Source organism: Mesorhizobium sp. M0136 (assembly GCF_040322515.1).
In the GTDB taxonomy this organism is placed as follows: Bacteria; Pseudomonadota; Alphaproteobacteria; order Rhizobiales; family Rhizobiaceae; genus Mesorhizobium.
Genome location: NZ_JAMYTP010000029.1, coordinates 1 through 20,073 on the forward strand (window position 1 = coordinate 1; position 20,073 = coordinate 20,073).

Here is a 20,073-nt window from a genome sequence, read left to right on the forward strand (position 1 = left end):
TGCCCGAGTTTCCATCCCCGCCCCCGCCAGCGCGCGGCCCCCGCCAGAGTCCGCCGGCCGGCGCGCCGTGGCCCCCGGGGCGCCGGCCGGCCCCGCCCCCGACGGCAACAGCGGCACGATCGCCGGATAGTCGCCGCCGATGCCGTCGACGCCGCGCGTGCCGGCATCGTAGATCTCGGCGACCAGGTCGCATTTGCGCATGCCGACTTCGATCTTGTCGACGATGCGCTGGTGCATCGCTTCGACGATGCGGGCGGCTTTGCGCATGTAATCGATTTCGGTCGGGCTCTTCACCGCACGCTGCCAGTTGACCAGCGCCGTGGCATCGACGAAGCGGGCATTGGGCAAGTGCTTCTGCAGCGATGCGAAGGCAGCGGCGGAGAACCAGTAATTATCCATCTCGACACCGATGCTGAGCTTCCCCCAGCCGCGATCGGAGAGCACGCCGGACAGAAAATCCATCGGATGGCGCTCGGTCGACTGCACGTAGTTGTCGGCATAGCCGACGATATTGTCGTGCGCGAGATAGGCGGTGCGCTTGGCGCCGTTGGCGTCCTGGCCGCGCCCGTACCACACCGGCTCGCCCGACGGCGGCACGATGACGGCCTGGTGCACATAGAACGACCAGCCGTCATAGCCGGTCAGCCAGGCCATGTTGGACGGATCGCTGACAATCAGCAGATCGACGCCCTTGGCCTCCATCGCCTTCCGCGTCTTGGCGAGGCGCTCCGCATATTCGCCGCGCGAGAATTTCAAATTTGGCTGCATTGTTCTTGGTCCTCGTTTGTTGGGCCTTGCGGCCAGCATCAGCTTTCGAAAATCGTACCGGTCTTGGCCGCACGCGCCCGGTCGCGGGCGAGCGTGGCGATTGCCGTGTCCTGCACGCCTGTGCCCGTCAGATCGGCAATGGTGATGTCGCTGCCCGAGCGCCGCCCATGCCTTTCGCCGGCGATGATGTGGCCAAGCTCGGTGATTTCGGCATCGGCCGCCATCACGCCCGCCGCGATAGCATGGTGCAGTTCGCCCAGGCGCCGCGTCTGCTTGGCGCTGTCAGCGACGTAGAGATCGGCCATGCGCAGGATCGCCGGCGCGATCTCGTTCTTGTGCTCGGCATCCGAGCCCATGGCAGTGATATGCTGGCCGGCGGAGACGAAGCCGGGCTTGATCAGCGGCTCGGTCGACGGCGTCGTGGTGACGATGACGTCGGCATCGGCCGCAGCCTTTGCCGCGTCGGGCTCGGCGTGAACGGCGATGCCCAGTCTTTCGGACAATGCGTCTGCCGCAGCTTCGGCCTTGGCGGCATCCCTTGCCCAAATGCGGGCTTCCGTGATTGGCCGCACCAGCATCAGCGCCTCGAGCTGCAGTCCGGCCTGAACACCGGCGCCGAAGATCGCGGCAACGGAGGAGTCCGCCCGCGACAGATGTTTGGCGGCGACCGCGCCGGCGGCGGCGGTGCGGATGTCGGTGAGATAGCCATTGTCGAGCAGCAGCGCCTCGACCAATCCGGTTTTGGACGACAGCAGCACCATCATGCCGTTGACGCTGGGCAGGCCGAGCTTCGGATTGTCGAAGAAACCTGGGCTGATCTTGATCGCAAAACCGTCGATGCCCGGCACATAGGCGGTCTTGACGTCGACCTCGCCGCGATGCTCTGGAATGTCCAGGCGCAGGATTGGCGGCATCGCCACCGGCAAGGTAGCGAGCGCCCGAAACGCGTTCTCGACGCAGGCGACGGCATCAAGATCCAGCTTCACGATCTTGCGCAATTCGGCTTCGGTGAGGATCGTCATCCGGCTCATGCTGCGCTCTCCGCAATTGCTTCGCCGCAGATGATCTTGCGGTGCAGTGTCATATCGATGTTGCGGCCGGACAGCACGAGCACCGTCGGGCCGCTCGCCCTGACCTTGCCGGCAAGCACGGCTGCGATGCCGACTGCGCCGGCGCCTTCGACGATCTCGCGCTCCTGTTCATAGGCATGGCGGATGCCGGTGGCGATCTCGTCCTCGCTTAGCAGGATCACATCGTCGAGCAGGTCGCGGCACATGGAAAAGGTCAGTCGGTTGTCGAGGCCGATGCCGCCGCCGAGCGAGTCCGCCAGCGTCGGCAGTTCCTCGACCAGCACCGGGTGCCCGGCATCGAGGCTCGCCTTCATCGCCGCACCGCGCGCCATCGAGACGCCGACGACCTTCGTTGCCGGGCTGACGCCCTTAACGGCAGCGGCAACGCCCGCCGCCAGTCCACCGCCGGACAGCGGCACCAGCACCAGGGCGGCATCAGGAACCTGTTCGATAATCTCCAGCCCGAGGGTGCCTTGCCCGGCGACGATGGCAGGATGGTCGAAGGGCGGCAGCATGATCAGCCCGTCTTCCGCGACCAGCCGTTCGACCTCCCGCTGCGCATCGTCCTGGCTGTTGCCGACGATGCGGATCTCGGCGCCGAGCCGGCGGATCTCGTCGAGCTTGTTCTGCGGCACCAGCCGCGACATGCAGATCGTCGCATGGATGCCTTGCAGTTGTGCGGCATAGGCAAGCGCCCGGCCGTGATTGCCGGTCGAGGCGGCGACGACGCCGCGCGCCTTCTCCTCTTCTGTCAGCGAAGCGATAGCGTTCGAGGCACCGCGCAGCTTGAAGGCGCCGGTGGTCTGCCGATGTTCGAGCTTGAGATAAACAGGAGCGTCCAAGTGCTGGGAAAGACTCCGGGAAGGAACGGTCGGCGTACGCTCGATCTTGTCTGCGATGCGCTCGCGCGCGGCGCGGATATCGGGGAGGCTTATCTGGGAAGCGGTCATGGCTCATCAATCAGTTCAGCGGCTGCGTCATCAGACGGCCGAATTCAGGGCACGGCTCGTCGTCGTCGCAAAGGCGCAGGCAATTCCAGGCCGTCGCCTGGTTGCTGGTGACGACGGGGCGGCCGATCGCCTCTTCTATGCCGACAACTGCCGCCGCCGACCGCAGCGCCGTGCAGGACACGAACAGCGCGTCGGCCTGCGGGGCCATCGCATCACGGGCCAGATCGACCAAGGATTTCGGCGCAATCCGCGCCATCTCGCGATCATCCTCGAAGCCGAGGCAAGTGAAGCTGGCGATTTCGAATCCATGCTCGCTGAAATAGGTCGCCATCGGCCGGCTGGTCTCGACCGTGTAAGGGGTGAGGATGCTGACCGTCCTGGCGCCCAGCGCCTTCAGGCCGCGCACGCCGGCCATCGGCGGCGTGACCACCGGCACGCCGGGCTTGGCGGCCTGCACCGCCGCCTCGATTTCGGCATCGCCGATCACGACGGAAGCTGAGGTGCAGGAATAGCAGATCGCGTCGAGCGGCTCGTCAGGCAGGATCAGGGCCGCGGCCGCCGTCAGTGACGGCTGCATCTTGCGCAAATTGTCCGGCGTCGTCGGGTTGGCGTAGGGAATACGCGCGACATAGACGCCGATGCGGTCGCTTGCCACCATGCGGTGAAAATCCGGTTCGCTGGTATGGTCGGTGGCAAGGATGATCAGGCCGACCCGCTTTTCCAGCGGACGTGCTTCGAGCGGCGGACGGATCGAGCGCAGGCGGATATCGGGTGCAGCGTTCATCGTTCGATCCGCCCATAACGGTGTTCCAGCCAGCGCAGCAGCACCACCGAGAACAGGCTGATGGCGAGGAAGAAGGCGCCGACCAAGGTGATCGGTTCGATATACCGATAATAGGTGTTGGCGACGCTCTTGGCCTGGTTCATCAGTTCCAGCACGGTGATCGCCGACAGCAGCGGCGTCTCTTTGAACATGGCGATGAAATAATTGGCAAGCGCCGGGATCATCGGCGGGATCGCCTGCGGAATGATAATGTGCGTCCAGGTCTGTGTGGCATTCAGATTGCAGGCCTTGGCCGCTTCCCATTGGCCGCGCGGCACATTGTCGATGCCGGCGCGGTAGACCTCGGCCGTGTAAGTGCCGTAATGCAGTCCGAGACCGATGACGCCCGCCACCAATGGCGGCAACAGGACGCCGAAATCCGGCAGCACGTAGAAGATGAAATAGAGCTGCACCAACAGCGGCGTGCCACGGATGAACTCGGCAACGAAACCGACGGTGCGCGACAGGGCCCGGTTCGGCGAACGGCGCGCCAACGCAATGCCCAGCCCGACGACGGCCGCCAGCACCGAGCCGAGCAGCGTCGCCAGGATGGTGATCTTCACCCCCTCGATCAGCGTCGGCAGGATCTGCCGGACAAAATCCCAATCCCATTCCATTAGCAGGCCCGATCGATCATACGCGCACCCCGTCGAGGCCACGAGCCATGCGGCGTTCCAGCGACCGCACGCCCCAGGAGATGAGGAGCGCCAGGACGAAATAGATGACGAGGATGGTGCTGAACGGCACCAGTGTATTGCCGGTCTGCGAGCGCACCACCTGCGCCTGGAAGGTCAGGTCTGCAAGCGAGATCAGCGAAACGACGGCTGTGGCCTTGAGCAGCTCGATGGCGTTGTTGCCGAAGGTCGGCAGCATCACCAGAAGCGCTTGCGGCAGGATGATATGGCGCATGGCTTGCCAGCGGCCGAGATTGAGCGCGGTGCAGGCCTCATATTGTTCGCGGCCGATCGACTTGATGGCGCCGCGCACGACTTCCGCCGCATAAGCGCCGACATTGAGGCCCAGCGCCAGCACGCCGGCCTGCAGCGGCGTCAGCGAAATGCCGGCGAAAGGCAGCACGAAATAGGCCCAGAACAGCTGCACGAAGATCGAGGTGCCGCGGAAGAACTCGATATAGGCGGTGGCCAGCGCGCGCAGCACGAAGAACCGCGACAGCCGCCCCAGCCCGGCAAGAAAGGCCATGACCAAGGCCAGCACCGACCCCATCAGCGTCAACTCGATGGTGACGAGTGCTCCTTGCAATATCAGGCCGAAATAGCCGGACCATTGGGTCATTGGGTCGAGAGTTTCCGCGTTGAATGTCCAGCGAGACGTTGGCTTCAGCCTCCTTCTCCCCGTTCACGGGAAAAAAGATGCCGGGCGGCAGATGAGGGGCAGAGCCCTCTTGGCAGAACTTTGTGCTGCCCCTCATCCGGCCCTTCGGGCCTCCTTCTCTCCGTGAACGGGGAGAAGGAGGACCCGCCTATTTCGCCGAGCAGAGCTTGTCGCGGCTCGTCGACATTGCCGCCGCCGCCGAGAAGCCGTAAGGCTCGATGATCTTGGCGAACTCGCCGGACTTCTTCAGTTTCGCCAGCTCGACATCATAGGCGTCGCGCAGCGCTTCGTCGCCCTTCTTGAAGGCCGCGCCGTCGCAATAGACCGGCGCACCGACCACCGGCGCGATAACTTCGAGGTTCGGATCATTGGCTTTCTTGACCAGGTCGTTGATCGACAGCACGGGCAGTGAATAAGCATCGATACGGCCGTCCTGCAGCATCTTCAGGCCGCTCTGGCCGTCCGGCACGACGATGACGCGCTCGCGCGGCACACCTGCCGTGAGCGCCAGCTTTTCCTCGGTGCCGCCACCCGGTGCGCCGATCGTCGCGCTGGTGTCCTTGGCGACGTCCTCGTAGCTCTTGAAGCCCTTCGGGTTGCCCTTCTTCACCAACATCGCCTCGGCGTCGCACAGCACCGGTTCCGAATAGGCGACCGCAGCACAACGTTCCGGCTTCATGAACAGGCCGGCGGTGACGACGTCGAAACGGCCGGCCTGCAAGCCGGGGATCATGGCGCCATATTCCGAGATCGAGGCGACGATATCGTTCACGCCAAGACGTTTGAAGATTTCACGGGCAACGTCAGGCGCCGCACCCGAAACCTTGCCGTCGGCAGCGACCGCCGTATAGGGCGGCTCGTTGGCGATGGCGACGCGGGCAAAGCCTTGCGCCTTGAGCTCTTCGAGCTTGCTGTCATCGGCCGAGCCGGCCGTCGAGGCGGCCAGCACCGCCGCCAGCGCAATACCGGCGACGCCGGCCAAAATGGCAAATTTCTTCATTGTTCCCAACTCCTTGTTTGTCTGTCTTCTTGGCTTGCTTGAGGCGTCGCCGCCTCGCATGGCAGTCAGACCCGATGTCCGGCCGCAATGATCTTCTTCAGGAAACCTTGCGTACGCTCCTGTTTGGGATGGCGGAAAATCTCGTCGGGCTTGCCTTCCTCGACTATTCTGCCGCGATCGAAGAACAGCACCCGGTCGGCGAAGTCATGGGCGAAACCCATCTCGTGGGTGACCAGCAGCATGGTCATGTCGGTCTCGGCGGCGAGCTTGCGCATAACGTTGAGCACCTCGTCGACGAGCTCCGGGTCGAGCGCCGAGGTGACCTCGTCGAACAGCATGATCTTCGGCGACAGCGCCAGCGCCCGGGCAATCGCGACGCGCTGCTTCTGTCCGCCGGAAAGCTGCGCCGGCATCGCTTCAGCCTTGTCGACCATGCCGACCATGTCTAGCAGTTCCATCGCCCGCTTTTCGGCGGCGCCCCGCGGCACGCCTTTGGTCAGCATCGGTGCCAGCGTCACATTGTCGATGACGCATTTGTGCGGAAACAGATTGAACAGTTGGAAGACCATGCCGATCTTCTGGCGCATCTTTGCCAAATGCCGTTCATCGGCCGTCAGCAGCCGGCCGTTACGCTCCATGTGGTACAGCTGTTCGCCATCGACCTGGATGTGGCCGCTGTCGATGCGCTCAAGCGTCATCAGGATGCGCAGGATCGTCGTCTTGCCCGAACCCGATGGGCCGATCAGCGCCAGCTTCTCGCCGGGCATGACTTGCATCGAGAGGCCGTCCAGCACCTTAAAGGTGCCGAAGCTTTTCGAAATGCCGTTGATCTTGATGATGGGCGCCGACAATGAATTTCCCGTGCTGGAGAAGCTATGCCTTTAACGATGCGGATCGCGGCAAATCATGTCAATCAGGAAAATAATATCATGACAATATTTCGAACTCCGCACAATTCCTCGTCATTTGTTGCCTAGATGGCAAGCAGGAGATGCTCGGGATCGCCGAGCAGAAGCTTTGTGACAACGCCGAGACCGGCACGCAGTTCCCCCTCCGTGGTCGAGCCCAGCGAAATCCGGACAGCTGGATGCCAAGGCATTTGCGAAATGCGAAACGACGTGCCGGGTGCAATCGCCACGCCCTGCAGGCGCGCCTGGGACACAAAGCTTTCCTCGCCGCGATCCTCGGGCAGCCGCAGCCAGACGTGAAGCCCGTCGCGATGAGCGCGATAATCCACTCCGGCAAGCACCTCGGCGGCGATGTCCAGACGCCGCCGCAAAGCCAGGCGCTGCCATCGAACGAGTTCCATCGCGGTGCCGTCGGTCACCCATTTGCTGGCGATCTCGGCCACCATCGGAGTCGCCATCCAGTTCGAGACCAGGTGGCGGTTGGCAACCGCGGCGACATAACGATCGGGTGCCGCGAGATAGCCGATGCGCAGGCCGGGCACCACGATCTTGGTGAAGGAGGTGACATAGAGCGTGCGCTCGGGGGCAAACGCCGCGACCGGCGGCGGCCGGTCCTCGACCAGCGGGCCGAGCACATCGTTCTCGATGATGGCGATGTCGTGCCTGCGCGCGACCGCCGCGATCTGCTCGCGCCGGGCGGCATTCATCAGCGTTGCCGTGGGGTTGATCACCGAGGGCTGCACGAACACGGCGCGGATGTCGGACAGCCGGCAGGCCGCGTCGAGCGCTTCCGGCATCAGCCCATTGTCGTCGATGGGCAGACCCTCGAGATTGAAGCCGAGATAGCGCGCCAACGGGATCAGCGTGTGATGGCCGATCGCTTCCGTGGCAACGGTCGAACCGGGCGGCGCCACGCTCATCAGCGCTACCGTCATACCGGCGGTGGCGCCGTTGGTCAGGCTGATGTTCTGCGGCGACGCGTCGAGGCCGCAGAGCCGTAGCCACTCGACACCCACCGCGCGGTGGCGCGGGAACACCATGTTCGGCCTGAACGACAGCGCCGAGCTCGACGGCAGGTTTTCCGCGAGCCAGCCCAGTGCCTGCCTCAGCCGCTCCAGATGCATCGGTTCGCAGACCGGCTTCAGGATGGAGAGGTCGATGACCTCGCCCAGCCGCTCCGGCAGATAGGGCGGCTCCGGCTCGCGGCGCTGCGTCTGCACGAAGCTGCCGCGGCCGACCTCGCCGGAAACCAGCCCGCGGCGGATCAATTCCTCGTAGGCGCGGCTGACTGTCTGCACGGAAAGTTTCAGATCGTCGGCCAGTTGCCGGTGCGTCGGCAGGCGCGCGCCAGTGGCCAGACGCCCGTCATGGATGGCCCGCGCGAACTGGTCGGCGAGCGATTGATACGCCGGCCGCCGGATAAGAGCGGGATCTGGTCGCCAAAATGTCATGACTTATTAGAGATCGAAATCAGTGCAATTGACAATCGAAATAATGCGCCGTCATGGTGTCGGGCACTGGAAGTGGGTGATCATGGCTGCAGCGAAACTCGATCCGATCGATCTCAAGATCCTCGACGCCATCCAGCGCGACGGGCGCATCACCAAGCTGGCGCTGGCCGAGAAAGTCGGCCTGTCGCCGACGCCGTGCTGGATGCGGCTGCGCAAGCTGGAAAAGGCCGGCATCGTCTCGGGCTACCATGCCAGGATCGCCATGCGCGCCATCTCGCCGGTCGCTACCGTGCTGATGGAGGTGACGCTGGCTAGCCACCGCCAGGCCGATTTCGACCGTTTCGAGCGCGTCATCCGCGACATCCCCGAGATCGTCGCCTGCTGGTCTGTCGGCGGCGGCGTCGATTACCTGCTGAAGGTGATGGCGCGCGACATCGACGCCTATCAGCGGCTGGTCGACACCCTGCTCGAACGCGAGATCGGCATCGATCGCTATTTCACCTACATCGTCACCAAGACGGTAAAGGAGGAGAGTGTGCTGCCAGTGGCGGATCTGTTGCCGGCATCTTCCTGATGCCGGAGAGATCGTCTGGCTGGGCAGGGCAATAGAGACAATCTCCCTACGTGCGGGCACGCAAACAGCCTCTCTGTTTACGCGGCAGAGATAGTCTTGCGGCATCACCCGAACCGGGAGCCCGATGATGTCCGCACATTTTGCCCGCTCGCAGCGCCATGAAGCACTCGATCGCCTCGCCGACCGACGGCTGCTGCGCGAACTCGCCTATGTCGCTGGCCACTGGACGGCGAGCGAGACCGCGGAGAGTTTCGAGGTGACCGATCCGGCCACCGGATCGACCGTCGCTTTTGTTGCCGCGCTCGATGCCCGGCAGACGACATTGGCGATCGATGCGGCATCGCGCGCCTTTCCTGCTTGGCGCGCATTGCTGCCGCAGGAAAGGTCGAAAATCTTGCGAAAATGGTTCGATCTGATCGTCGCCGCCAAAAATGACCTGGCTCTGCTGATGACGCTCGAACAAGGCAAGCCGCTGAAGGAATCGCTCGGCGAGATCGACTATGCCGCCTCTTTTGTCGAATGGTATGCCGAGGAGGCCAAACGTCTCAACGCCGAAAGCGTCACCAGCCATCTGCCTGATACCGAGATGATGGTGCGGCGCGAGCCGCTCGGCGTCGTCGGCGTCGTCACGCCGTGGAATTTTCCAGCGGCCATGCTGACCCGCAAGGCGGCTGCCGCCATTGCCGCCGGTTGCACCATCGTCGCGCATCCTTCCTCGGAAACGCCGCTGTCGGCACTGGCGCTGGCCGAGCTTGGCGAACGCGCCGGCCTGCCGGCTGGCGTTTTCAACGTCCTCACCGGCAGGGCTTCGACTATCGTTGGGCGGATGTGCGAAGACCGGCGCGTTCGCGCCATGAGCTTCACCGGCTCGACCGAGATCGGCAGGCTGATCGCCGCACAGAGTGCGCCGACGATGAAGCGTCTGGTGATGGAACTCGGCGGTCATGCGCCGCTGATCGTCTTCGCCGACGCCGATCTCGACAAGGCTGTCGCCATTGCGGTCGACGCGAAATTCGCGACCTCCGGCCAGGACTGCCTCGCCGCCAACCGCATCTATGTCCAGCGTCCGCTCTACGATCGGTTCTGCGCTGCTTTCGCCAAACGCGTCGAGGCATTGCGGACCGGCAATGGCCTGGCTGACGACACCGAAATCGGACCCTTGATGCACGAACGCGCCGTCAAGAAGGTCGAGGAGCAGGTGGCCGATGCGCTCGCCAAAGGCGCGCGCTGCCTGACCGGCGGCAAGCGCCATTCCGCCGGGCCGCTGTTCTACCAGCCGACCCTGCTTGCCGACGTGAGAGACGGCGCCCTGATCATGCGCGAGGAAACCTTCGGTCCGGTTGCTGCCGTGACGCCCTTCGACAGCGAAGAGGAAGTCGTCGCCCGCGCCAATGCCACCGAGTACGGCCTCGTCGCCTATGTCGTCACCGAAAACGGCGGTAGGCAATTGCGCATGGGCCGGGCGCTCGACTATGGCATGGTCGCCATCAACCGCGTCAAGATCACCGGCGCGCCGATCCCTTTCGGCGGCGTCAAGCAGTCCGGCATCGGCCGCGAGGGCTCGCGTCATGGGCTCGAAGCCTTTACCGATCTCAAATATCTCTGCCTCGACGTGGCGTGAGCCGCACCGACAATTTCCTTCAGGAGTAGAAAAATGCTCGACCGGTCAAACGAACTCGCCGCCTGGGACCGCGATCACTTCTTCCATCCCTCGACCCATATGGGCACCCACGCGCGTGGCGAGAGCCCAACCCGTGTGATCGCCGGCGGCGAAGGCGTCACCATCTGGGACAACAACGGGCGCAAAAGCATCGATGCCTTCGCCGGGCTCTACTGCGTCAATGTCGGTTATGGCCGCCAGAAGATCGCCGACGCCATCGCCGCGCAGGCCAAGAATCTCGCTTATTACCATGCCTATGTCGGGCACGGCACCGAGGCGTCGATCACGCTGTCCAAGATGATCATCGACCGCGCGCCGCAAGGCATGTCGAGGGTCTATTTCGGGCTCTCCGGTTCAGACGCGAATGAAACCAACATCAAGCTGATCTGGTACTACAACAACGTGCTCGGCCGGTCCGAGAAGAAGAAGATCATCTCGCGCTGGCGCGGTTATCACGGCTCCGGCATCATGACCGGATCGCTGACCGGCCTCGACCTGTTCCACAACGCCTTCGACCTGCCGCGTGCGCCGGTCCTGCACACCGAGGCGCCCTACTATTTCCGCCGCGCCGACCGCTCGCTGAGCGAGGAGCAGTTTTCGCAATACTGCGCCGACAAGCTCGAGGAGATGATCCTCGCCGAAGGGCCGGAAACGGTCGCCGCCTTCATCGGCGAGCCGATCCTCGGCACCGGCGGCATCGTGCCGCCGCCGGCCGGCTACTGGGAGAAGATCCAGGCGGTGCTGAAGAAATACGACGTGCTGCTGGTCGCCGACGAGGTCGTCACCGGCTTTGGCCGGCTTGGTACCATGTTCGGCTCCGACCATTACGGCATCAAGCCCGACCTGATCACCATCGCCAAGGGCCTGACCTCGGCCTATGCGCCGCTCTCCGGCGTCATCGTCTCCGACAAGGTGTGGCAGGTGCTCGTCCAAGGCTCCGACAAGCTCGGCTCGCTCGGCCATGGCTGGACCTATTCGGCGCATCCGATCTGCGTTGCCGCCGGTGTCGCCAATCTGGAACTGATCGACGAGATGGACCTGGTGCGGAACGCCGGCGAGACCGGCGCCTATTTCCGCGCCGAGCTGACGAAGGCCGTCGGCGGCCACAAAAACGTCGGCGAGGTGCGCGGCGACGGTATGCTGGCGGCGATCGAGTTCGTCGCCGACCGGGACGACCGCGTGTTCTTCGACGCCTCGCAAAAGATCGGACCGCAGGTCGCGACCACCCTTGCGGCAAGCGGCGTCATCGGCCGCGCCATGCCGCAGGGCGACATTCTCGGTTTCGCGCCGCCGCTCTGCCTGACACGGCAAGAGGCCGACATCGTCGTCTCCAAGACGGCCGACGCGGTGAAGAGCGTGTTTGCCAACATCTGAAGAACCGACATGAATGCCATGACCAAGACCCTCCCCGCCACCATGGCCGCCGTGCAGCTGATCGGGCACGGCGGACCGGAAAAGCTCGTCTACCGCACCGACGTCAAAGTGCCCTCGCCCGCTCCGGGCGAGGTGCTGGTCAAGGTCACCGCTTGCGGCATGAACAACACCGATGTCTGGGTGCGCCAGGGCGCCTATGGCACTGAGGAGGATGCAGCCGCCGTCTCGACCTGGCGTCGTCAAGGCAACACACTGACCTTCCCGCGCATCCAGGGCACCGACACGGTCGGCAACATCGTTGCCGTCGGCGACGGCGTGTCGCCGGCCCGCATCGGCGAGCGGGTGATGGTCGATTTCTCCATCTACAATCGCGACGACGATTCACTCGCCGACATCGACTATATGGGCCACGGCCGCGACGGCGGCTATGCCGAGTACCAGACAGTGCCGGCCGAGAACGCGCACGTCGTCAGTACCGATCTGAGCGACGTCGAACTCGCCACCTTCTGCTGCGCCTATCTCACCGGTGAACAGATGCTGGAACGCGCCGCATTGAAAGCCGGCGAGCGGGTGCTGGTCACCGGCGCCTCAGGCGGCGTCGGCTCCGGCATCGTGCAGCTGGCGCGGGCGCGCGGCGCCATTCCCTATGCCGTTGCCGGCAAGGGCAAGGAACAGGCCGTGCGTGACATCGGCGCCGAGGCGGTGATCACCCGCGGCGTTGCCGATCTGCCGGCCGCCGTCAACGAGGCGACCGGCGGCCGGCCGATCGACGTGGTGGCCGACCTCGTCGGCGGCGCGATCTTCAACGACCTGCTGCGCATCCTCAGGCCGGAAGGCCGCTATACGACGGCCGGCGCAATTGCCGGCCCGGTCGTGCAGCTCGATCTGCGCACCATGTATCTGAAACAGCTGCAACTGCATGGCTCGAGCCAGGGCACACGCGCGGATTTCCGCCGCATCGTGCGCTACATCGAGGAGAAGAAGATCCGCCCGCTGGTCGGCGGCGTCTACAAGCTCTCCGATTTCCATCGCGCCCAGGCCGATTTCATCGCCAAGGATTTCGTCGGCAAGCTGGTCGTTGTGCCGGATGCGGTCGGCGTCGCTAAATAGCACGATCAGCTCTGCGATCGGACCTGCTTGGCGGCGGCCTCGAGCGACCGTTCAAACGCGTCGATCACCTGGTCGACCTGCGGCTCGGTGATGATCAGCGGCGGGCAGAAAGCCAGCGCATCGCCCATATTGCGCGAGATGACGCCGTTCCGCTGCATGAAGCCGTTGACGAGTCCGCCCAAGGCACCAACCGTGCCCCACGGCGCCTTGTTCGCCTTGTCGCCGACCAGTTCGACCGCCGAAATCAGGCCGATGCCGCGCACCTCGCCGACAAGCGGGTGCGAAGCGAGATCGCGCAGCCGCTTCTGCATGTGCGCCCCGACGGCGCGCGCGTTGCCGACAAGGTCGCGCTCCTCGATCAGCTTCAGGTTCTCGAGCGCGACCGCTGCCGCAACCGGATGGCCGCCGCCGGTGAAACCGTGGCCGAAGGTGCCGATACGGTTGCTTTCGTCGGCGAGCGGCTCGAATACCTTGTCGTTGATCAGCAGGGCTGAGATCGGCAGGTAGGACGAAGAGATCTGTTTCGACAACACCATGATGTCGGGCCTGATGCCGAGGGTCTGCGAGCCGAACATCTCACCTGTTCGGCCAAAGCCGCAGATCACCTCGTCGGCGATGAGCAGGATGTCGTATCTCGACAGCACCGCCTGTATCTTCTCCCAGTAGCCGGCCGGCGGAACGATGACGCCGCCGGCGCCCATGATCGGTTCGCCGAAAAAGGCGGCGATGGTTTCCGGTCCTTCGGCCAGGATCAGCTTTTCCAGGTCGTCGGCGAGCCGCGTCGAAAACTGCTCTTCGCTTTCACCCGACAGCGCCTCGCGCCAATGGTGCGGCGTCGAGGTGTGCAGCACATTGGCAATCGGCAGGTCAAAGGAAGTGTGGTTGTTGGGCAGTCCGGTCAGGCTTGCCGAGGCGATGGTGACGCCGTGATAGCCCTTCTTGCGGCTGATGATCTTCTTGCGCGCCGGCTGGTCGAGCGCATTCGACCGGTACCAGATCATCTTCATGGCCGTATCGTTGGCCTCGGAACCGGAATTGGTGAAATACGCCTTGCTCATCGGCACCGGCGCCATCTGCACCAGTCTCTCGGCGAGATCGATCAGCGGCGAATGCGATTTGGAGCCGAAATCGTGATAGTAAGGCAGCTTCGACATTTGCCGTACTGCCGCATCGACCAGCCGCTTCTCCGAAAAACCGACCGCGACGCTCCAGAGCCCCGCCATCGCCTCGATATAGCGGTTGCCGGCAAGGTCCTCGACATAGATGCCGTCGCCCTTCTCGATGACGAGCGGCCCCGACTCCTGATGCTTGCGCGCATTCGTATAGCCATGCATGTGAAAGCTTATGTCGCGGGCTTCGGGTGAATTCGGTCGTGCGTCCATGACGGCTCCTGTGCTGCACGCGAAACAGTCCTGCCGCCGGTCCGGCTCAGAAGGTCCCCGTGCGTTATGCCTTTGATGCATCTTTCTCGAACGGTATAGTGTCAAGCGCTTTCGACAGGGCCAGCGGATGGGTGGACGCATGCAGAACTTCGGCTTGACCTAACCGTGGACCATGTCGACTGCATTGTCGCCGGCGCCGGCGTTGTTGGCCTGGCGATCGCGCGAGAGATGGCGCAGCGCGGCATCGATACGCTGGTCCTGGAAGCCGAGAACGCCATCGGCACCGGGACAAGCTCGCGCAATTCCGAGGTCATCCATGCCGGCCTCCACTATCCGGTTGGATCGCTGAAGGCCCGGTTCTGCGTGGCCGGCCGGGAAAGACTCTATCGCTATTGCGAGGAGCGGGCGATCCCGCACGCGCGCTGCGGCAAGCTCATCGTTGCCACAAATGCCGAACAGGAGCCGGTGCTCGCCTCAATCCGGGCCAATGCACGCGCTTGCGGCGCCGGCGACCTGATGCCGTTGCGCGAAGCCGAGGCGCATGCGCTGGAGCCCAGCCTTAGGTGTACGGCAGCGTTACTGTCGCCCGCCACCGGGATCATCGACAGCCATGCCCTGATGCTCGCCTTGTTGGCTGATGCCGAAGCGCACGGGGCGGCACTTAGTCTCAACACGCGCATCGCCTCCGGCCGCATCGAAGCGGGCCGCGTCGTGCTCGAGACGGTGGACGCTGCCGGCGGCGAGCGCTTCGAAATCGCCACTCCGCGTTTCGTCAATGCCGCCGGGCTTGGCGCCGCAGCACTTGCAGGTTCGCTAGAAGGGCTCAATCAGCAATTCGTGCCAAAGCTCCATTATGCCAAGGGCAATTATTTTTCGGTGATCGGCCGGGCGCCGTTCTCAAGATTGGTCTATCCGGTACCCGAACCCGGCGGGCTCGGTGTTCATCTGACGCTCGATCTCGACGGCGTCACCCGCTTCGGGCCGGACGTCGAATGGACCGATCAACTCGACTATCGCGTCGACCCGGCTCGTGGCGAGCGCTTCTACAGCGAGATCCGCAAATACTGGCCGGAGCTGGCCGATGACAGCCTGCAGCCCGCTTACAGCGGCATCCGGCCAAAACTGTCCGGTCCCGGTGAGGCCAATGCCGACTTCGTCATTCAGGACGTGGCGGTGCACGGCGTGGATGGCCTGGTCAACCTGTTCGGCATCGAAAGCCCCGGCCTGACCTCCTGCCTGGCGATTGCCGACCATGTCGCGCAGTGCCTCGCGCCGAACCGGTAGCGTGCGGCGGCCGCGCAACGATCTGCACTGTATCAAGGCGCATTGCGTGAACTTTCAGGCGCAAGTCGCCTATGAGGCACATCGCGCACTTGCAGCCCGCTCCGCGCTCTGATTCCCTGCATTCTGGGCTGTCCTGATTCGCACTGCCCGGTTCAAAGTTTTCGCAGTGCGCCCGGAACAAGCTTCCAGCGACCACTCGGCGTATCCAGGGAGAACGGCAATGAACACCGCGACGAGGCCGGTAATCTCGGAGATGAGGCCCAAGATCACCGTCGTCGGGGTCGGCGGCGGCGGCGGCAACGCCGTCAACAACATGATCGCCGAAGGCCTGCAGGGCGCGGAATTCATCGTCGCCAACACCGATGCCCAGGCCCTTGCCATGTCAAAGGCAACGAGGCTGATCCAGTTGGGCGCTCATATCACCGAAGGTCTCGGCGCCGGGTCCCTGCCCGAGGTCGGCCGTGCCGCGGCCGTGGAATCCATCGACGAGATCATGGATCACCTTGCTGGAACGCATATGTGCTTCGTGACCGCCGGCATGGGAGGCGGAACCGGCACCGGTGCCGCGCCTGTCATAGCGCAGGCAGCACGGGCAGCCGGGATACTGACCGTCGCCGTCGTTACCAAGCCATTTGTCTTCGAAGGCAGGCGCCGCATGTACGCTGCCGATGAGGGCATCGAGCGCCTGCGCGAAAGCGCCGATACCGTCATCGTCATTCCCAACCAGAACCTGTTCAGGATCGCCGACGCCAGAACCACGTTCGCCGACGCCTTCGCCATGGCCGACCGGGTTCTTTATGCGGGTGTCGGCTGCATCACCGATCTGATCGTCAAGGAAGGCCTGATCAATCTCGACTTCGCGGATGTAAAGTCGGTGATGCGCGACATGGGCCGCGCCATGATGGGGACCGGCGAGGCCGCCGGAGAAGGCCGTGCCAAGAAGGCGGCGGAAGCGGCAATCGCCAACCCGCTGCTCGACGAAGCTTCGATGATGGGCGCCAAAGGCGTCCTTGTCTCGATATCGGGCGGCATGGACATGACGCTGTTCGAAGTCGACGAGGCCGCAACCCGCATCCGCGAGGAGGTCGACAACGATGCCGACATCATCGTCGGCGCCATCTTCGACAAGGCACTCGCCGGAAAATTTAGGGTGTCGGTCGTGGCGACCGGCTTGCGGCGTGGCCTGGAGATTCCACTGCTTGCCGAACCGGAAGTTCGCATGAACTGAACGCGTATCGCTGACTACTAGCCTCGCGTCACCAGAACCGCGCGCCGTCGATGACTTCCTATCAGCCGACGGTTGCTCGCGAGCTGTATCCGATACTCAGGCCGCCCGAACGCTGCGCGCTCCACGCGCCCAGGCCGGCAGCCAATCGCCATGCGCAACCAGCAAATCATCGACCAGCGACCATATCTGGTCGAGGTCGAGCTCAGCCGCCGTATGCGGGTCCATCATCGCCGCGTGATAGATGTGCTCGCGATTCTCGGTCATCAGCGCCTGGACCGTCAGCTCCTGGACGTTGATATTGGTGCGGATCAGCGCGGTGAGCTGCACCGGCAGGTCACCAATGAACGTGGGTTGAATGCCGGAGGCGTCGACGAGGCATGGCACCTCGGCCGCGCAATTATATGGCAATGACGTGATGCAGCCATTGTTGCGGACGTTGCCGTAGATCACCGACGGCTCGCCGGTCCAGACCGAGTTCATGATCGAGGACGCATATTCCTTCGACTGCTCCACTTCGATCTTGTCAGCCGAGCGATAGGCTTCCGCTTGTCCCTTCCAGCGTTCGATCTGCTCGATGCAGCGCTTCGGGTATTCGTCGAGCGGGATACCGAATTTCTCGATCAGGTCGTCGCGCCCGTCCTTGATGAAATAGGGCGTGTATTCCGCGAAATGTTCGGAGCTCTCGGTGACGAAGTAGCCGAGGCGTTTCAGCATCTCATAGCGCACTCTGTTCGGGCAGCGCGGGTTCCATCCCGGCTTCGGCGCCCGCCCTTCGCTGTAGGCGCGCAGCAGATCCGGGTAGAGGTTGCGATAGGAGCCATCCGGCTGGCGATGCTCGAACTTCAGGTAGAAGGCCATGTGATTGATGCCGGCCGAGCGGTAGCGAATCTCCTCGTAGGGAATGTCGAGGTCATGCGCCAGTTCCATCGCCGTGCCTTGCACCGAGTGGCAGAGGCCCACCTGCTTGATTTCAGGGTATTTCTCTGCGATCGCCCAGGTGTTTATCGCCATCGGGTTGACATATTGCAGCATGATCGCCTGCGGGCAGATTGCGAGCATGTCCTCGCAGATCTTCCAGAGATGCGGCACGGTTCTCAAGCCGCGCATGATGCCGCCGACACCGAGCGTATCGGCGATGGTCTGGCGCAGACCGTATTTCTTCGGAACTTCGAAGTCGGTGATGGTGCAGGGCTCGTAGCCGCCGATCTGGAAGGCGACGACGACGAAGTCGGCGCCCGCCAGCGCCTTGCGCTGGTCCGAATAGGTTTCGGCTTTGGCCTTCACGCCGAGCGTCGAGATCAGCTTGCCAACCACGATTGCGCTTTCCTCGAGCCGTTGCGGATTGATGTCCATCAGCGCGATCGTCGCGCCGGATAAGGCCGGACGCTGCAATATGTCGCCGACGATGTTCCTCATGAACACCGTCGAGCCAGCTCCGATGAAAGCGACCTTGGGATTTCTTGCCACAACGACCTCCGGCTTAAGCAATCAGGCTACCTCGAAAGCGGCCTTGACCAGCCGTTCGGTGTAAGCGGTTTTGGGATGGGACAGGACTTCGTCGACCGGCCCCTCTTCGACGATCTTGCCGTGCTGCATGACGATGACGCGGTGGCACAGCGCCCGAACGACCTTGAGGTCGTGCGAGATGAAGATGTAGCTCAGGCCCCGTTCGCGCTGCAGCTTGCGCAGCAATTCGATGATCTGCGCCTGGACCGAGAGATCCAGCGCCGATGTCGGCTCGTCGAGTACGATGAATTCCGGTTCGAGCGCGACGGCGCGGGCAATCGCAATACGCTGGCGCTGGCCGCCGGAAAACTCGTGCGGGAAGCGCGACAGGATATCGCCGGGCATGCCGGCGCTGATCAGCGCCTCGCGCACCCGCTCGATCCGATCGTTCCTGGTGGCGCCGATTCGGTTGACGACCAGCCCTTCCTCGATGATCTGGCCGATCGTCATGCGTGGGTTGAGCGACGAGAACGGATCCTGGAAGACGACCTGCATGCGCGACCGCAACGGCCGCATCTGCGAACGTGAACAGCCATGGATCGGCTGGCCATCGAAATAGATCTCGCCGCTGTCCGTGGTGTTGAGCCTGAGCAACGCCTCGCCGAAGGTGGTCTTGCCCGATCCGGATTCGCCCACGAGACCCAGCGTCTCGTGCCGCCGAAGGGTCAGGCTGAGGCTGTCGACGGCGACGAGTTCGCGCAGGTCCGGCCTCATGAAGGTGCCATGCCGCAGCATGAAGGAGACGCGCACATCCTTGGCTTCAAGAATGACGTCGGCGCCTTCCGGCAACGGATTTGCCTGGCCGCGCGGCTCGGAGGCAAGCAGGTGACAGGTGTACGGATGCTGCGGATTGGCGAACAGCCTCTCCGTCACATTGTGTTCGCGCATCTCCCCATGCTGCATGACGTAGACATAGTCGGAGAACTGCCGCACCACGGTCAGGTCGTGCGTGATCAGGATCACCGCCATGCGCAGTTTCTTCTGCAGGTTTCGGATGAGATTGAGGATCTGCGCCTGAACCGTGACGTCGAGCGCCGTCGTCGGCTCATCGGCGATCAGCACATCGGGATCGTTGGCCAGCGCCATGGCGATCATCACACGCTGGCGCTGGCCGCCGGAAAGCTGGTGCGGATATTGCTTCAGCCGCGCCTGGGGTTCAGGAATCTGCACCTGCTGCAGCAGTTCGAGCGCTCTTGCTTCGGCCCGCCTGCGGCTCATCTTGCGATGCACCCGTATCGCTTCGACGATCTGGCTGCCGATCGTGTAGATCGGGTTGAGCGAACTCATCGGCTCCTGAAAGATCATCGAGATGCGGTCGCCGCGCAGTTTGCGCCGCGCACGCTCGGAATATTTCAGGATTTTCGCCCCGTTGTATTCGACGGTCGATTTCGGCGACACGACCGCGCGTTTCGACAACAGTCCCATGACGGTGCGCGCCGTCACCGACTTGCCCGATCCCGACTCGCCGACAATGGCGATCGTCTCGCCGCGATAGAGCTGGAAGGAGATGTCCTTGACGGCTTCGACCATGCCGTGTTCGACCTTGAAATCGACGGCGATGTTGCGGGCATCGATGACCGGTTTTTCCGAACGGCCGTCATGGTCGAGCCGGACAGGCGGTGCGAAGGATTTGACGAGCGCGTGTTGCATCAT

18 protein-coding genes are annotated in these 20,073 nt (G+C 63.6%); 6 read left to right on the top strand and 12 right to left on the bottom strand.

From position 1 onward, the window contains the following. The 9 genes from NKJ35_RS26690 to ehuR all read right to left on the bottom strand — a co-directional run. Window positions 1-768: aminopeptidase P family N-terminal domain-containing protein (locus tag NKJ35_RS26690; RefSeq protein ID WP_352650391.1), on the bottom strand; the 768-nt coding region annotated here is incomplete at its 3' end. 38 nt (window positions 769-806) lie between these two features. Then, a complete protein-coding gene (locus tag NKJ35_RS26695; RefSeq protein ID WP_352650393.1) occupies window positions 807-1,799 on the bottom strand; it encodes a cyclodeaminase in 993 nt (330 codons plus the stop codon). Further along, window positions 1,796-2,788, bottom strand: a complete 993-nt coding sequence (gene eutB / locus NKJ35_RS26700) for a hydroxyectoine utilization dehydratase EutB (RefSeq protein WP_352650395.1) — start codon at window positions 2,786-2,788, stop codon at window positions 1,796-1,798. Before eutB ends, NKJ35_RS26695 begins: the two co-directional genes overlap by 4 nt. A gap of 10 nt (window positions 2,789-2,798) precedes the next feature. Continuing rightward, complete coding sequence (eutA, locus tag NKJ35_RS26705) at window positions 2,799-3,572, bottom strand: ectoine utilization protein EutA (RefSeq protein WP_352475673.1); 774 nt, start codon at window positions 3,570-3,572, stop codon at window positions 2,799-2,801. Continuing rightward, window positions 3,569-4,228 carry an ectoine/hydroxyectoine ABC transporter permease subunit EhuD gene (ehuD, locus tag NKJ35_RS26710; protein WP_254819480.1) on the bottom strand — a complete coding sequence of 220 codons (660 nt, stop codon included), beginning with the start codon at window positions 4,226-4,228 and terminating at the stop codon, window positions 3,569-3,571. Before ehuD ends, eutA begins: the two co-directional genes overlap by 4 nt. Before the next feature lie 16 nt (window positions 4,229-4,244). After that, entirely contained in the window at window positions 4,245-4,904 is a 660-nt protein-coding gene (gene ehuC / locus NKJ35_RS26715; protein WP_254819481.1) for an ectoine/hydroxyectoine ABC transporter permease subunit EhuC, read from the bottom strand. 187 nt (window positions 4,905-5,091) lie between these two features. Then, window positions 5,092-5,943 carry an ectoine/hydroxyectoine ABC transporter substrate-binding protein EhuB gene (gene ehuB, locus NKJ35_RS26720; RefSeq protein ID WP_254819482.1) on the bottom strand — a complete coding sequence of 284 codons (852 nt, stop codon included), beginning with the start codon at window positions 5,941-5,943 and terminating at the stop codon, window positions 5,092-5,094. Between the two features lie 65 nt (window positions 5,944-6,008). Further along, entirely contained in the window at window positions 6,009-6,794 is a 786-nt protein-coding gene (gene ehuA / locus NKJ35_RS26725; protein ID WP_352650398.1) for an ectoine/hydroxyectoine ABC transporter ATP-binding protein EhuA, read from the bottom strand. A gap of 122 nt (window positions 6,795-6,916) precedes the next feature. After that, complete coding sequence (gene ehuR, locus NKJ35_RS26730) at window positions 6,917-8,302, bottom strand: MocR-like ectoine utilization transcription factor EhuR (protein ID WP_352650400.1); 1,386 nt, start codon at window positions 8,300-8,302, stop codon at window positions 6,917-6,919. Window positions 8,303-8,384: 82 nt separating this feature from the next. Here ehuR and NKJ35_RS26735 point away from each other — a divergent pair, with 82 nt between their 5' ends. The 4 genes from NKJ35_RS26735 to NKJ35_RS26750 all read left to right on the top strand — a co-directional run bounded on the left by NKJ35_RS26735 (window position 8,385) and on the right by NKJ35_RS26750 (window position 13,020). Further along, window positions 8,385-8,876: an Lrp/AsnC family transcriptional regulator gene (locus NKJ35_RS26735; protein WP_352473224.1), complete on the top strand. Its 492-nt coding sequence runs from the start codon at window positions 8,385-8,387 to the stop codon at window positions 8,874-8,876. A 127-nt stretch (window positions 8,877-9,003) separates the two neighbouring features. Next, window positions 9,004-10,497 carry an NAD-dependent succinate-semialdehyde dehydrogenase gene (locus NKJ35_RS26740; RefSeq protein WP_352650402.1) on the top strand — a complete coding sequence of 498 codons (1,494 nt, stop codon included), beginning with the start codon at window positions 9,004-9,006 and terminating at the stop codon, window positions 10,495-10,497. A 33-nt stretch (window positions 10,498-10,530) separates the two neighbouring features. Then, window positions 10,531-11,910 (top strand): aspartate aminotransferase family protein, encoded by a 1,380-nt coding sequence (locus NKJ35_RS26745; RefSeq protein WP_352650404.1) that lies wholly within the window; start codon window positions 10,531-10,533, stop codon window positions 11,908-11,910. A gap of 9 nt (window positions 11,911-11,919) precedes the next feature. Further along, complete coding sequence (locus NKJ35_RS26750; protein WP_352650406.1) at window positions 11,920-13,020, top strand: alcohol dehydrogenase family protein; 1,101 nt, start codon at window positions 11,920-11,922, stop codon at window positions 13,018-13,020. A 5-nt stretch (window positions 13,021-13,025) separates the two neighbouring features. Here NKJ35_RS26750 and NKJ35_RS26755 read toward each other — a convergent pair whose 3' ends face one another. Further along, window positions 13,026-14,402, bottom strand: coding sequence for an aspartate aminotransferase family protein (locus NKJ35_RS26755; protein ID WP_352650408.1), 1,377 nt, complete (start codon window positions 14,400-14,402; stop codon window positions 13,026-13,028). Window positions 14,403-14,567: 165 nt separating this feature from the next. Between NKJ35_RS26755 and NKJ35_RS26760 the strand changes: the two genes are divergently transcribed. Beyond that, window positions 14,568-15,686, top strand: a complete 1,119-nt coding sequence (locus NKJ35_RS26760; RefSeq protein ID WP_352650410.1) for an NAD(P)/FAD-dependent oxidoreductase — start codon at window positions 14,568-14,570, stop codon at window positions 15,684-15,686. 220 nt (window positions 15,687-15,906) lie between these two features. Next, on the top strand, window positions 15,907-16,914 hold the full coding sequence (ftsZ, locus tag NKJ35_RS26765; protein ID WP_023677189.1) for a cell division protein FtsZ: 1,008 nt from the start codon (window positions 15,907-15,909) through the stop codon (window positions 16,912-16,914). A 96-nt stretch (window positions 16,915-17,010) separates the two neighbouring features. Here the strand turns inward: ftsZ and NKJ35_RS26770 are convergent, their stop codons facing one another. After that, on the bottom strand, window positions 17,011-18,381 hold the full coding sequence (locus tag NKJ35_RS26770) for an alpha-glucosidase/alpha-galactosidase (protein WP_352650412.1): 1,371 nt from the start codon (window positions 18,379-18,381) through the stop codon (window positions 17,011-17,013). Window positions 18,382-18,402: 21 nt separating this feature from the next. Beyond that, window positions 18,403-20,070, bottom strand: a complete 1,668-nt coding sequence (locus NKJ35_RS26775; protein ID WP_352650455.1) for an ABC transporter ATP-binding protein — start codon at window positions 20,068-20,070, stop codon at window positions 18,403-18,405. Between the last annotated feature and the right edge of the window lie 3 nt (window positions 20,071-20,073).